The sequence below is a fragment of the Burkholderia sp. 9775_39 genome, assembly GCF_015712225.1.
Taxonomy (GTDB): Bacteria; Pseudomonadota; Gammaproteobacteria; order Burkholderiales; family Burkholderiaceae; genus Burkholderia; species Burkholderia cenocepacia.
On the sequence record NZ_JACCQC010000028.1, the window covers coordinates 66,898 to 80,707 of the forward strand.

The 13,810-nt window shown below is 67.0% G+C and carries 15 protein-coding genes; 12 read left to right on the forward strand and 3 right to left on the reverse strand.

Annotated elements, in window-relative coordinates:
• Positions 1 to 52: 52 nt before the first annotated feature.
• From H0X90_RS29000 to ftsB, 5 genes are all read left to right on the forward strand, one after another.
• On the forward strand, positions 53 to 898 hold the full coding sequence (locus tag H0X90_RS29000; RefSeq protein ID WP_006493957.1) for an alpha/beta fold hydrolase: 846 nt from the start codon (positions 53 to 55) through the stop codon (positions 896 to 898).
• A gap of 179 nt (positions 899 to 1,077) precedes the next feature.
• The gene (locus H0X90_RS29005; protein ID WP_006478404.1) at positions 1,078 to 2,736 is read left to right on the forward strand and encodes a CTP synthase; all 1,659 of its coding nucleotides are present in this window, start codon (positions 1,078 to 1,080) and stop codon (positions 2,734 to 2,736) included.
• Positions 2,733 to 3,587, forward strand: a complete 855-nt coding sequence (kdsA, locus tag H0X90_RS29010) for a 3-deoxy-8-phosphooctulonate synthase (RefSeq protein ID WP_006485302.1) — start codon at positions 2,733 to 2,735, stop codon at positions 3,585 to 3,587. The genes H0X90_RS29005 and kdsA overlap by 4 nt, the downstream gene beginning before the upstream one ends.
• Before the next feature lie 106 nt (positions 3,588 to 3,693).
• A complete protein-coding gene (gene eno / locus H0X90_RS29015; protein ID WP_006478406.1) occupies positions 3,694 to 4,977 on the forward strand; it encodes a phosphopyruvate hydratase in 1,284 nt (427 codons plus the stop codon).
• Positions 4,978 to 5,058: 81 nt separating this feature from the next.
• Complete coding sequence (gene ftsB / locus H0X90_RS29020; RefSeq protein ID WP_006485304.1) at positions 5,059 to 5,484, forward strand: cell division protein FtsB; 426 nt, start codon at positions 5,059 to 5,061, stop codon at positions 5,482 to 5,484.
• A gap of 92 nt (positions 5,485 to 5,576) precedes the next feature.
• On the opposite strand, the gene H0X90_RS29025 is transcribed toward ftsB, so the two are convergent.
• From H0X90_RS29025 to H0X90_RS29035, 3 genes are all read right to left on the reverse strand, one after another.
• Positions 5,577 to 5,942: a hypothetical protein gene (locus H0X90_RS29025; protein ID WP_034201555.1), complete on the reverse strand. Its 366-nt coding sequence runs from the start codon at positions 5,940 to 5,942 to the stop codon at positions 5,577 to 5,579.
• Positions 5,943 to 6,079: 137 nt separating this feature from the next.
• Positions 6,080 to 7,030: an Hsp33 family molecular chaperone HslO gene (gene hslO, locus H0X90_RS29030; RefSeq protein ID WP_077188730.1), complete on the reverse strand. Its 951-nt coding sequence runs from the start codon at positions 7,028 to 7,030 to the stop codon at positions 6,080 to 6,082.
• A gap of 25 nt (positions 7,031 to 7,055) precedes the next feature.
• Positions 7,056 to 7,580 (reverse strand): gamma carbonic anhydrase family protein, encoded by a 525-nt coding sequence (locus H0X90_RS29035; RefSeq protein WP_006478410.1) that lies wholly within the window; start codon positions 7,578 to 7,580, stop codon positions 7,056 to 7,058.
• 143 nt (positions 7,581 to 7,723) lie between these two features.
• On the opposite strand from H0X90_RS29035, the gene H0X90_RS29040 reads away from it, so the two are divergent.
• The 7 genes from H0X90_RS29040 (at position 7,724) to H0X90_RS29070 (ending at position 13,795) form a co-directional block, all read left to right on the forward strand.
• Entirely contained in the window at positions 7,724 to 8,581 is an 858-nt protein-coding gene (locus H0X90_RS29040) for a ferritin-like domain-containing protein (protein WP_012492704.1), read from the forward strand.
• Between the two features lie 177 nt (positions 8,582 to 8,758).
• Positions 8,759 to 9,649, forward strand: coding sequence for an alpha/beta fold hydrolase (locus tag H0X90_RS29045; RefSeq protein ID WP_034201557.1), 891 nt, complete (start codon positions 8,759 to 8,761; stop codon positions 9,647 to 9,649).
• A gap of 81 nt (positions 9,650 to 9,730) precedes the next feature.
• Entirely contained in the window at positions 9,731 to 10,561 is an 831-nt protein-coding gene (locus tag H0X90_RS29050) for a 3',5'-nucleoside bisphosphate phosphatase (protein WP_034178618.1), read from the forward strand.
• 69 nt (positions 10,562 to 10,630) lie between these two features.
• Positions 10,631 to 11,263, forward strand: coding sequence for an L-threonylcarbamoyladenylate synthase (locus H0X90_RS29055; protein ID WP_006487045.1), 633 nt, complete (start codon positions 10,631 to 10,633; stop codon positions 11,261 to 11,263).
• Between the two features lie 47 nt (positions 11,264 to 11,310).
• Positions 11,311 to 11,973 (forward strand): site-2 protease family protein, encoded by a 663-nt coding sequence (locus H0X90_RS29060; RefSeq protein ID WP_006487048.1) that lies wholly within the window; start codon positions 11,311 to 11,313, stop codon positions 11,971 to 11,973.
• An 8-nt stretch (positions 11,974 to 11,981) separates the two neighbouring features.
• Positions 11,982 to 13,184, forward strand: a complete 1,203-nt coding sequence (locus H0X90_RS29065) for a tryptophan--tRNA ligase (protein WP_006487046.1) — start codon at positions 11,982 to 11,984, stop codon at positions 13,182 to 13,184.
• An 8-nt stretch (positions 13,185 to 13,192) separates the two neighbouring features.
• On the forward strand, positions 13,193 to 13,795 hold the full coding sequence (locus tag H0X90_RS29070) for a bifunctional 2-polyprenyl-6-hydroxyphenol methylase/3-demethylubiquinol 3-O-methyltransferase UbiG (protein WP_012492702.1): 603 nt from the start codon (positions 13,193 to 13,195) through the stop codon (positions 13,793 to 13,795).
• The last annotated feature ends 15 nt before the right edge of the window (positions 13,796 to 13,810 follow it).

Consider the following 13,810-nt stretch of genomic DNA (forward strand, 5'->3'; position numbering starts at 1 on the left):
TGGGAGTAACCGCTAAAGCGCTAACTCCCGTCGACAAAGGAGACATCGGCGTTTGAAGGACATCCTCCACTTCTCGCATGCGAACGGCTTCCCGGCGTCGACGTACCGGACGATCTTCGCCGAACTGGCCGACGACTACGAGCTGCGCTACATCGAACGGATCGGCCACGATCGCCGCTACCCGGTGACGCGCGACTGGCCGCATCTCGTCGAACAACTGCTCGACGACATCGGCCGCCGCTACGAGCGCCCGGTCTGGCTCGTCGGCCATTCGCTCGGCGGCTACCTGTCGCTGATGGCCGCGCTGAAGAAGCCGCAGTGGGTGCGCGGCGTCGTGATGATCGATTCGCCGATCATCGCGGGCTGGCGTGCCGGCGCGCTGCGCGCGAGCCAGTGGGCGGGGCTCGACGAGCGGCTGTCGCCGGCCGCGGCGACGCGCAACCGGCGCACGCGCTGGACGAGCCGCGACGAAGTCTGGCGGCATTTCCGCGAGAAGCCCGCGTTCGCGCGCTGGGACGAGCGGATGCTGGCCGACTATATCGACTACGGAATCCCGCAGGCCGGCGCCGACGGCGAGCGCGCGCTCGCGTTCGACCGGCAGGTCGAATACCTGATCTACCGGACGCTGCCGCACACGCTCGGCCCGCGGCTCGCGCACGGCGCGCCGGTGCCGCTCGGCTTTCTAGCGGGCACGCGCTCGCGCGAGGTGCGGCAGGTCGGGCTCGATGCGACGCGCCGCGCGACGCGGGGGCGCATCGAATGGCTCGAGGGCAGCCACCTGTTCCCGATGGAGCGGCCGATCGAGACCGCCCGCGCATTGCAGCGGATGCTGAATTCGCTGAAGGCCGACGAGGGCGGCGTTTCGCAGGCCGGCGCGCCGCTCGCGAAGCGCGCCTGACGTTTCGTCGGCCGGCCGGAACGCTTGTCGGCGCATGCGCGCGGCGCGACCGGGCGGCCGGTTCGCGCCGCCGCGCACGGCCGGCGCGGGTCTGCACGAAAGGGCGCGATCATCACGTCAATTGCTGAGAGAAGGGCGGGCTTTACGGTATAATCCGTTTTTCCCGCGAGCATCCAGCGATGACCAAATATGTTTTCGTCACCGGCGGCGTAGTTTCTTCCCTTGGCAAGGGTATTGCCGCCGCTTCCCTCGCCGCGATCCTCGAATCGCGCGGTCTGAAAGTCACCCTCCTCAAACTCGATCCCTACATCAACGTCGACCCCGGCACGATGAGCCCGTTCCAGCACGGCGAAGTGTTCGTGACGGAAGACGGAGCGGAGACCGACCTCGACCTCGGCCACTATGAGCGCTTCATCAGCACGAAGATGCGCAAGGCCAACAACTTCACGACCGGCCAGATCTACGAATCGGTGATCCGCAAGGAACGCCGCGGCGACTATCTCGGCAAGACCGTGCAGGTGATTCCGCACATCACGAACGAAATCCAGGCATTCATCGAGCGCGGGGCGGCATCGGCCACCTGCGGCGAGCCGGACGTCGCGATCGTCGAGATCGGCGGCACGGTCGGCGACATCGAGTCGCTGCCGTTCCTCGAGGCCGCGCGCCAGATGAGCCTGCGCCTCGGCCGCAACAGCGCGTGCTTCGTGCACCTGACGCTCGTGCCGTACGTCGCGACGGCCGGCGAGCTGAAGACGAAGCCGACCCAGCACAGCGTGCAGAAGCTGCGCGAGATCGGCATCCTGCCGCACGTGCTGCTGTGCCGTGCGGATCGCCGCATCCCCGACGACGAATCGAAGAAGATCTCGATGTTCTCGAACGTGCCCGAAGACGCCGTGATCTCGGTGTGGGACGCCGACAGCATCTACAAGATTCCGCAGATGCTGCACGACCAGGGCCTCGACCGGATCATCTGCGAAGAGCTGAAGCTGTCGCCGAAGGACGCCGACCTGAGCATGTGGTCGGCGCTCGTCGAGAAGCTCGAGAACCCGAAGCAGGAGGTGACGATCGGCATGGTCGGCAAGTACGTCGACCTGACCGAGTCGTACAAGTCGCTGATCGAGGCGCTGCGTCATGCGTCGATCCACACGTCGACCAAGGTCAACATCGAATACATCGACTCGGAAGAGCTCGAGACGAACGGTGTCGACAGCCTCAAGCATCTCGACGCCGTGCTGGTGCCGGGCGGTTTCGGCCGTCGCGGCACGGAAGGCAAGATCGCCGCGGTTCGCTACGCGCGCGAGTCGAAGGTGCCGTACCTCGGCATCTGCCTCGGCATGCAGCTCGCGGTGATCGAATTCGCGCGCGATGTCGTCGGCCTGAAGCAGGCGAACAGCACGGAATTCGATCCGGACACGCCGGAGCGCGTGGTCGCGCTGATCACCGAATGGTACGACCGCGAAGGCAAGGTCGAGACGCGCACCGAGGAATCCGACCTCGGCGGCACGATGCGCCTCGGTTCGCAGCGCTGCCCGATCAAGCCGGGCACGATGGCGGAAGAAATCTACGGCAAGGACGTGAACGAGCGCCATCGCCACCGTTATGAAGTCAATAACCGCTTCGTGCCCCAGCTCGAAGCCGGCGGCCTTATCATCAGCGCCCGTACCCCGAGCGAGGATCTGCCGGAAATGATGGAGCTGCCGCGTTCGATGCACCCGTGGTTCGTCGGCGTCCAGTTCCACCCGGAATTCACGTCCACGCCGCGTGACGGCCATCCCCTGTTCAAGTCGTTCGTCGAAGCCGCGCTCGCCAACAAGCAAGCGCGCGGAGTGCAAGCATGAAGCTGTGCGATTTCGAGGTCGGTCTCGACCAGCCTTTCTTCCTGATCGCGGGGACCTGCGTCGTCGAATCGGAGCAAATGACGATCGACACGGCGGGCCGCCTGAAGGAGATCTGCGAGAAGCTGAACGTTCCGTTCATCTACAAGTCGTCCTACGACAAGGCAAACCGCAGCTCGGGCAAGTCGTTTCGCGGCCTCGGAATGGACGAGGGCCTGCGGATCCTGTCCGAGGTGAAGCGCCAGCTCGGCCTGCCGGTGCTGACCGACGTGCATTCGATCGACGAGATCGAGCAGGTCGCGTCGGTCGTCGACGTGCTGCAGACGCCGGCGTTCCTGTGCCGCCAGACCGACTTCATCCATGCGTGCGCGCGCTCGGGCAAGCCGGTCAACATCAAGAAGGGCCAGTTCCTCGCGCCGCACGACATGAAGAACGTGATCGACAAGGCGCGCGACGCCGCACGTGAAGCCGGTCTGTCGGAAGACCGTTTCATGGCGTGCGAGCGCGGCGTCTCGTTCGGCTACAACAATCTTGTGTCGGACATGCGTTCGCTCGCGATCATGCGCGAGACGAACGCGCCGGTCGTGTTCGATGCGACCCACTCGGTGCAATTGCCGGGCGGGCAGGGCACGAGCTCGGGCGGCCAACGCGAATTCGTGCCGGTGCTCGCCCGTGCGGCGGTCGCGACGGGCGTCGCGGGCCTCTTCATGGAAACGCATCCGAATCCGGCCGAGGCGAAGTCGGACGGCCCGAATGCGGTGCCGCTGAACCGGATGGGCGCGTTGCTGGAGACCCTCGTCACGCTCGACCAGGCGGTGAAGCGCAATCCGTTCCTGGAAAACGATTTCAATTAAAGATCGAATGAACCTTGCGACGGCTTCGCGCGTCTGTAGCGAAAGCGGTTCCGGCACGCACGCCGTCGCAGTTTGAAGAATCCATCGTCATTCTCAGAGGAAACCCATGAGTGCAATCGTAGATATCATCGGCCGCGAGATTCTGGATTCGCGCGGCAACCCCACCGTCGAATGCGACGTGCTGCTCGAATCGGGCACGATGGGCCGCGCGGCGGTGCCGTCGGGCGCGTCCACCGGCTCGCGTGAAGCGATCGAACTGCGCGACGGCGAAGCCGGCCGCTACAACGGCAAGGGCGTGCTGAAGGCGGTCGAGCACATCAACACCGAAATCTCCGAAGCCATCATGGGCCTCGACGCGTCGGAACAGGCGTTCCTCGACAAGACGCTGCTCGAGCTGGACGGCACCGACAACAAGTCGCGCCTCGGCGCGAACGCGATGCTGGCCGTGTCGATGGCCGTCGCGAAGGCGGCCGCCGAAGAGGCCGGCCTGCCGCTGTACCGCTACTTCGGCGGTTCGGGCGCGATGCAACTGCCGGTGCCGATGATGAACATCGTCAACGGCGGCGCGCACGCGAACAACAGCCTGGACATCCAGGAATTCATGATCGTCCCGGTCAGCCAGCCGACGTTCCGTGAAGCGCTGCGTTGCGGCGCGGAAGTGTTCCACGCGCTGAAGAAGATCCTGAGCGATCGCGGCATGAGCACGGCCGTCGGCGACGAAGGCGGTTTCGCACCGAACTTCGGCAGTAACGACGAATGCCTGTCGACGATCCTGCAGGCGATCGAGAAGGCCGGCTACCGTGCGGGCGAAGACGTGCTGCTCGCGCTCGACTGCGCGGCATCCGAGTTCTACCACGACGGCAAGTACCAGCTCGCGGGCGAAGGCCTGCAACTGTCGTCGGCCGAATTCACCGACTACCTCGCGACGCTCGCCGACAAGTTCCCGATCGTGTCGATCGAGGACGGCATGCACGAAAGCGACTGGGACGGCTGGAAGCTGCTGACCGACCGCCTCGGCAAGAAGGTGCAGCTGGTCGGCGACGACCTGTTCGTCACCAACACGCGCATCCTGAAGGAAGGCATCGAGAAGGGCATCGCGAACTCGATCCTCATCAAGATCAACCAGATCGGTACGCTGACCGAAACGTTCGCGGCAATCGAAATGGCGAAGCGCGCGGGTTACACGGCCGTGATCTCGCACCGTTCGGGCGAAACGGAAGATTCGACGATCGCGGACATCGCGGTCGGCCTGAACGCCGGTCAGATCAAGACGGGTTCGCTGTCGCGCAGCGACCGTATCTCGAAGTACAACCAGCTGCTGCGCATCGAGGAAGATCTCGGCGACATCGCGAGCTACCCGGGCAAATCGGCTTTCTATAACCTGCGCTAACGCGCTACTATCGGGTTCGTCATCTCGACGCCGCTCTGTGCCTGTGCGCGGAGCGGCGCTTCTTATATCTGCGTCTCTTACATGCGGCTTGTCACTGTCGTCCTGATTGCCTTGCTGGCGCTCATTCAGTACCCCCTATGGTGGGGACACGGCGGCTGGCTGCGGGTGCATGAATTGCGTCAGCAGCTCGACGACCAGCTTCAGAAGAACGCGGACGAGAAGCTGCGCAACGAGCGCACGGCCGGCGAAGTGCAGGATCTGCAGAGCGGCACCGCGGCGATCGAGGAGCGTGCGCGCTACGAGATGGGCATGGTGAAGGACGGCGAAGTGTTCGTGCAGTTCGTGTCGCCGAATGCGCCTGCGGGGCCGGTGAACAACACGCCGTCGAATACGTCGACGCGCGGCGCTGTGTCCGCGGCGCCGGTGCGGGTCGTGCCGAATCCGCAGTCGATCGCGAAGCCGTCGCGGCATCACGGCGGCGACAAGGGCAAGGCGGCGCATCACTGAGCGCGATACCTCGAACCCATTGAAAAAGCGCGGGAAATGCCGCGCTTTTTTATTTCCTGCGAGTCGTCAATCGATCGGGCGACGCCTGCTGCTCACCACCACCAGCCCGGGTAGCCGTAACTGACGCCCGTGCCCCAGCGATTGCCCCATCCGCCGTAGTACCCGCCGTAGACCGTCACGGGCGGCGGCGAGTAATAGGCCCACGCGCGCGCGGCCGCTTCGGCTGCCATTGCGCTGTTCTGCTCGCGCAGGACCTGCTGGTCGATCTCGTCGTAGCGCTTGCGTTCGGCGCTCGACAGCACGGGCGGCTGGCCGCCCGACGCGCCCGGCTCGGGCAGGCGGCTCAGGATCGTGGAAGTCGGCGGCGGCATCGCGCAGCCGGCAAGCGCGAGCGTGCCGGCTGCCATGCTCGCCAGGGCGATGGTGCGGAGGGTGCCAAAGGGGCGGAGGTGACTCATGTGTTTCTCCTGCAGCGCGCCGGCCGTGGAAAACGGCTCGTGCCGAAGGTCGGGCCTCCGGCGCCGGAGCCGCGCGTGCGGCGCTCGTGCGTCATTATGCGCCCGTGCCGCGCCGGCGGCGGGCACGGGCGCGCGGCTCAGTGACGCTGGTCGGTCGCGGGCGCGATGCCGGTCTCGACACCGGGCGCTGCGAACAGCTGCGCGACGTCGACCGGATCGAATTCGTAGCGCTGGTTGCAGAACTCGCAGTGGATCTCGACGTGGCCGCGCTCGACGATCACGCTGTCGACTTCCTCACGACCGAGCATGCGCAGCATCGCGCCGACCTTCTCGCGCGAGCACGAACACTGGAAACGCGTGCCGGCCGGTTCGAAGTGCTGCACGTTTTCCTGCCAGAACAGCCGGCGGAACACGACTTCCGGTTCGACCTCGAGCAGCTCCTTCGCGGACAGCGTGCCGCCGAGCGTGCACACGCGTTCCCACGTGTCGATATCGGTTTCGGCGTTGCGCGGCACGATGCCGCCGTCGCCAGGCAGCTTCTGCAGCAGCATGCCGACCGCGCGGTCGCGATCGGCCGCGAGCCACAGCCGCGTGTCGAGCTGCTCCGAGTGGTGCATGTAGTGCTCGAGTACCTGCGACACCGATTCGAGCGGGCCGTCGACGCCGTTCAGCGGCACGATGCCCTGGTACGGCTGCTGGCCCGGCAGCTTGTCGGCCGGATCGAGCGTGATCACGCAGCGGCCGTGGCCGCTTGCGTTGACGAGCGCCGCGAAGCTCGTGTCGCCGCCGATCGTCTGCGCGGCGTCGCCGGAGAACTTCGCGGTGGCCCGCATCGACAGATCGGACCCGCACTGGACGACCAGCATCTGGACCGGCCCGTCGCCGAAGATCTGCATGATCAGGGTGCCGTGAAATTTCAGGTTCGCGGACAGCAGCGCGCACGCGGCCATCATCTCGCCGAGCACCGTGCGCACCGGGGCAGGGTAGTCGCGGCGGGCGAGCACTTCCTGCCACGTGTTGCGCAGCGAAACGATCTCGCCGCGCACGGGCGCCGCATTGAACATGAATTTCTGTAACTGGTCGCTCACTCTTCTTCCTTGAAATCCGTGCGAATCATCCGATCCGCACGAGTTGCTCCTTGAAATGCGCGCGTCGCTCGACATAGGTCTTTGCGTTGGCGCGCAGCCGCGCGACGTCTTCCGCCGACAGCTCGCGCACGACTTTTGCCGGTGCGCCGAGAATCAGCGAGTTGTCCGGGAACGTCTTGCCTTCCGTCACGACCGCGCCGGCACCGACCAGACAGTTGCGGCCGATGACCGCGCCATTCAAGACCACCGCCTGAATCCCGATCAGCGAACCTTCGCCGATCGTGCAGCCGTGCAGCATGGCCTGGTGCCCGATCGTCACGTTCTCGGCAATCGTCAGCGGAAAGCCCGGGTCGGTATGCAGGACCGCGCCTTCCTGGACGTTGCTGCCCGCGCCGACCGTAATCGTCTCGTTGTCGCCGCGAATCGTCGCGCCGAACCACACGCTCGCGTTTTCCTCGAGCACGACCTTGCCGATGATGGCCGCCGTGTCGGCGACGAATACGCTTTCGTGGATCGTCGGGGCCGTCTCGCCCAGCTTGTAGATCGTCACGGAGTCTCCTTGTCTCTTCGATGATGGGCGCCGGTAGAATGGCGCGTCCGGTTTGCCCGGCGCCTGGCGCCGCGGAACAAACGCATATTGTAAACCGTCGCGTGCCGATGCTCCCGCGATGCGTACGCAAGGTGTCCCCGTTTATGAGCATGGAGTCTTCCTCTTTCGGCCAGGCGCCGGCCTGTGTGCGTCGCGTCGCGCTCGACGCGCTGCGTATTGCCGAGCCGGCGGCCAAGGCCGCGCGGGTGCGCGCGCTGCACGATGCGCTGCGGGCCGGGCAGGCCGCGATCGCGCCGTCGCTGCAACTGCGCGAACCGGCCGATCTGCCCGGGCGCCCGGCGCGGCCGCCGCTCGTCGAGCCGCGCCAGCTCGAGCGGCGCAGCATGCGCTCGCCCGAAGGGCGCGCCGTGCTGTTGCACGCGCTCGCCCATATCGAATTCAATGCGATCAACCTGGCGCTCGACGCCGTCTGGCGCTTCGCGGGCATGCCCGACGCGTTCTATGCAGACTGGCTGAAGGTCGCGGCCGAGGAGGCCTATCATTTCACGCTGCTGTCCGACCGGCTCGCGGCATTCGGGCACGCATACGGCGATTTTCCCGCGCACAACGGGCTGTGGGAGATGTGCGAGCGAACCAGGGGCGATGTGCTCGCGCGAATGGCGCTCGTGCCGCGGACGCTCGAGGCCCGCGGGCTCGACGCGTCGCCGCCGATCCGTGCGCGGCTCGTGCAGGCGGGCGACGATGCGTCGGCCGCGATCCTCGACGTGATCCTGCGCGACGAAATCGGCCATGTCGCGATCGGCAACCGCTGGTTCCGCCATTTGTGCGATGCTGCCGGCCGCGACCCCGTGCCGACCTATCGGCAGCTCGCCGAGCAATACCACGCGCCACGGCTGCGCGGTCCGTTCAATTTCGATGCGCGGCGCGATGCCGGCTTCGAGCAGGCCGAACTCGACGAACTGGCCGCGCAGGACGCGGCGGACGGGCGCGCCGCGCATTAGCCGGATCCCGTCCGGCTGGGCCGGGTTGGCCGCCGGCCGGCTTGCGCAGCCGGCCCATGGCGCCTTCCTGCCAGGCTCCGTAAGACCTCGCCGCTAGAGCGGTACCTCGATTGCCGGCCGCCGGAACCGGGGCGCGCCCGCTATAATCGAACGACCATTCTTTTTTTGGCGGCTGCAATGAGTGCCTCGAGTTCTGTTTCCGATTTCGTCACGGTGCGCGGCGTCCAGCTGCATGTGCGGCGCTGGGGCCGGCCCGATGCGCCGACGCTGTTCATGCTGCACGGCTGGATGGACGTCGCGGCGTCGTTCCAGTTCGTCGTCGATGCGCTCGCGGGCGACTGGCAGGTGATCGCGCCCGATGCGCGCGGCTTCGGGCTGTCCGACTGGCCGGTGGCGCGGCAGGGCGGCGGCCACTACTGGTTCCACGAATACCTCGGTGACCTCGATGCGCTCGTCGACCGCTACGCGCCGACCGGCGAGGTCAACCTGGTCGGACACAGCATGGGTGCGAACGTCGTGTGCCTGTACGCCGGCGCCCGGCCGGAACGCGTGCGCCGAGTGGTCGACCTCGAAGGGTTCGGGCTCGCGCCGGCCCGCGCCGAACAGGCGCCGCGCCGGCTGCGCGGCTGGCTGGACGAGCTGCGCGAGCCGCCCGCGCTGCGGCCGTATGCGTCCCTCGACGACGTGGCGGCGCGCCTGATCAAGACCAATCCGCGGCTCGACCCGCGCCGCGCCGCGTTTCTCGCCGCGCACTGGTCGAAACGCGGCGACGACGGCCTCTACCACTTGCTGGCCGATCCGGCGCACAAGATGCCGGGCCCGCTGCTGTACCGGCTCGACGAAGTGATGGCGATCTGGAAGCAGGTGCGCGCGAAGGTACTGCACGTCGAGGCGGTCAATTCGCCGACGCTCGCGCATCTCGCCGGCGACATCCCGCTACCCGAATTCAAGGCGCGCTTCGACGCATTCCCCGACTGGCGCGAGAAGCTCGTCGAGGATGCCGGCCACATGGTGCATCACGACCAGCCCGAGCAGATCGCGGCGTTGATCGAGGCGTTCTGCGCGTAGGCACGCGGCGCCGCGGCAGGGCAGGCGGGCGGCGCAATTGCCGCGTTGCAGTAGAATGAGGCCTTACCTGCCATGCCGACAATGAACGCCGATCTCCACTGCCATTCCAATGTTTCCGACGGGTTGCTGTCGCCTGCCGACGTCGCGCGCCGCGCGCATGCGGGCGGCGTGACCCTGTGGGCGCTGACCGACCACGACGAGATCGGCGGCCAGGCGGCGGCGCGCAGCGAGGCGGAAGCGCTCGGCATGCGCTACCTGAGCGGCGTCGAGATCTCGGTCACGTGGGCATCGCGCACCGTGCACATCGTCGGTCTGCACATCGATCCCGCCCATCCGGCGCTGGTCGACGGCCTGTACCGCACGCGCCACGGCCGCGCGGCGCGCGCGCTGGCGATCGCGGAGCAGCTCGCGACGCTCGGCATTCCCGGCGCGTACGAAGGCGCGCTGAAATACGTATCGAATCCCGACCTGATTTCGCGCACGCACTTCGCGCGCTTTCTCGTTGAAAACGGCCATGCCGAATCGACGTCGGACGTATTCGACCGCCTGCTCGGCGACGGCAAGCCCGGCTTCGTCCCGCATCGCTGGGCGTCCCTGTCCGACGCGGTCGGTTGGATCCGCGCGGCGGGCGGCGAAGCGGTGGTCGCGCACCCGGGCCGCTATCGCTATACGCCGGTCGAATTCGACGCATTCTTCGGCGAGTTCATCGATCTCGGCGGCCGCGCGATCGAGGTCATCACGGGCAGCCACACGCCCGACCAGTACCGCGAATACGCGGACGTGGCGCGCCGCTTCGGCTTCGAAGTGTCGCGCGGCTCGGATTTCCATGCGCCCGGCGAGGGCCGCATCGAGCTCGGCAGCCTGCCGCCGTTGCCGCCCGACCTGACACCGGTCTGGGAGCGCTGGCTCTGACGCCGGGCGGCTTCGGGCCGCCCGCGTTGCCGATGCGCGCATCCGACTTCTCCCTCTTTACGTATCCCCATGTCCCAGTTCTTCAGGATTCATCCGGATAATCCGCAGCCGCGCCTGATCAAGCAGGCGGTGGAGATCGTCAGCAAGGGCGGCGTGATCGCGATGCCGACCGATTCGAGCTATGCGCTCGCGTGCCATCTCGACGACAAGGACGCGGTCGAGCGCGTGCGCCGGATTCGCGGCCTCGACGAGAAGCAGCACCTGTCGCTGCTGGTGCGCGACCTGTCGGAGCTCGCCAACTTCGCGATGGTCGACAACCGCCAGTACCGGCAGATCAAGTCGGTGACGCCGGGCCCGTACGTGTTCATCCTGCAGGCGACGAAGGAAGTGCCGCGCCGGCTGTCGCATCCGTCGCGCAAGACGATCGGGCTGCGCGTGCCCGATCACGCGATCACGCTCGCGCTGCTGGAGTCGCTCGGCCAGCCGCTGCTCGGCACGACGCTGATCCTGCCGCCCGACGACGAACCGCTGAACGATCCCGAGGAAATCCGCACGCGGCTCGAGAAACAGGTCGACCTCGTGATCGACGGCGGCGCGTGCCCGCGCGAACCGTCGACGGTGATCGACCTGACCGGCGACGCGCCCGAACTCATCCGCGCGGGGCGCGGGGCACTCGAACCGTTCGGACTCTCGGCCGCATGACGCGCGGTGCCATTTTTGCGCGAGTGCGCTTGTTACAATAACGCGATATGGATGCTTCCCTGATACAGACCATCGCCGTCTACGCGCTGCCCGTGATCTTCGCGATCACGCTGCACGAGGCCGCGCATGGCTACGCCGCGCGCCTGCTCGGCGACAATACCGCCTACGTGATGGGGCGCGTGTCGTTCAATCCGATGCGCCACATCGATCCGCTCGGCACGATCGCGATTCCGCTCGCGATGTACTTCCTGACCGGCGGCGCGTTCCTGTTCGGCTATGCGAAGCCGGTGCCGGTGTCGTTCGGCAACCTGCGCAATCCGCGCTGGGGCAGCCTGTGGGTCGCGCTCGCGGGGCCCGCGTGCAACTTCGTGCAGGCGCTCGTCTGGGGCCTGCTGACCCTCGTGCTGCCGGCCGTGGGTGTCGACGAGCCGTTCTTCACGCGGATGGCGCTCGCCGGCGTCAGCGCGAACCTCGTGCTCGGCGTGCTGAACCTGTTTCCGCTGCCGCCGCTCGACGGCGGCCGCATCCTGGCGGCGCTGCTGCCGACCAGGCAATCGATCGCGCTGTCGCGCATCGAGCCGTACGGTTTCATCATCGTCCTCGTGCTCGTCACGACGGGCGTGCTGACGAACTTCTGGCTGCGTCCGCTCGTCAATGTCGGCTACGCCGTCCTGAGCGCCATCCTGTCTCCCTTCGCCTCGCTTTTCTAACGACAATCATGTTCCCAGAACGTATTTTCTCCGGCATGCGACCCACCGGGTCGCTGCACCTCGGTCATTACCACGGCGTGCTGAAAAACTGGGTGAAGCTGCAGTCCGAGTACCCGTGCTTCTTCTGCGTCGTCGACTGGCATGCGCTGACGACGCACTACGAGACGCCCGAGGTCATCGAGAAGAACGTGTGGGACGTGCTGATCGACTGGCTCGCGTCCGGCATCGATCCGGCGCAGGCGACGCTGTTCATCCAGAGCAAGGTGCCCGAGCACGCGGAACTCGCACTGCTGCTCGGCATGAGCACGCCGCTCGGCTGGCTCGAACGCGTGCCGACCTACAAGGAGCAGATGGAGAAGCTGAAGGACAAGGACCTGTCCACCTACGGCTTCCTCGGCTACCCGGTGCTGATGGCCGCCGACATCCTGCTGTATCGCGGCTCGCTCGTGCCGGTCGGCGAGGACCAGGTGCCGCACGTCGAGATGACGCGCGAGATCGCGCGCCGCTTCAACTACCTGTACGGCCGCGAGCCCGGTTTCGAGGAGAAGGCGCTCGAAGCCGCGAAGAAGCTCGGCGGCAAGCGCGCGAAGCTCTATCACGAGCTGCGCAATGCGTACCAGCAGGAGGGCGATGACGAGGCGCTCGAACAGGCGCGCGCGATGCTGCAGGAATCGCAAAGCCTGTCGATGAGCGACCGCGAGCGCCTGTTCGGCTATCTCGAAGGCGCGCGCAAGATCATCCTGGTCGAGCCGCAGGCGCTGCTGACCGAAGCGTCGCGGATGCCGGGCCTCGACGGGCAGAAGATGTCCAAGTCGTACGGCAACACGATCGGCCTGCGCGAAGACGCCGAGACGATCACGAAGAAGGTCCGCACGATGCCGACCGATCCCGCGCGCGTGCGCCGCACCGATCCGGGCGATCCCGACAAGTGCCCGGTGTGGCAGCTTCACCAGGTCTACACGGACGAAGCGACGCACGAGTGGGTGCAGAAGGGCTGCCGCTCGGCGGGTATCGGCTGCCTCGACTGCAAGCAGCCGGTCGTCGAAGGCATCCTGCGCGAACAGCAGCCGATGCTCGAGCGTGCGCAGAAGTACATGGACGATCCGTCGCTGCTGCGCGCGATCGTCGCGGACGGTTGCGACAAGGCGCGCAAGTACGCGACGGAAACGATGCGCGACGTGCGCGACGCGATGGGCCTGTCGTACAACTGATCCGGCGCATGAGCGAATCCGTCATCGCCGCCGCGGGCGGTCACGTCGGCCAGGCCGGGCCGTCGCGCTGGGTCGCGCAATGGGCGCGGCTCGTGCCGGCCGGCGGCGCGGTGCTCGACGTCGCCGCGGGCGGCGGCCGCCATGCGCGCTGGTTCGCGTCGCGCGGGCATCCGGTCGTCGCGCTCGACCGCGATCCGGCCGCGCTCGCCGCGTTGCGCGCGATTCCCGGCGTCGACGCCCGCGAGGCCGATCTCGAAGGCGCGCCATGGCCGCTGCCGGCCGGCGAGCGGTTCGCGGCCGTGATCGTCACGAACTATCTGCATCGCCCGCTCTGGCCCCATCTGCGCGATGCCGTGGCGCCGGGCGGCGTGCTGATCTACGAAACTTTCGCGCAAGGAAACGAAACGGTCGGAAAACCGTCCAACCCCGCGTTCCTGCTCGCCCCGGGCGAGCTGCTGGACGCCGTGCACGGCCACCTGCGGGTGGTCGCGTACGAGGACGGTTTCATCGCCGCGCCGCGCGAGGCGTTCGTCCAGCGTCTGAGCGCAGTGCGCGAGGGCGCGACCCCGAAGGCGGGGGCGGGAATTCCACGTTACGAACTGCCCGGCTAATCCGCTACAATCTCA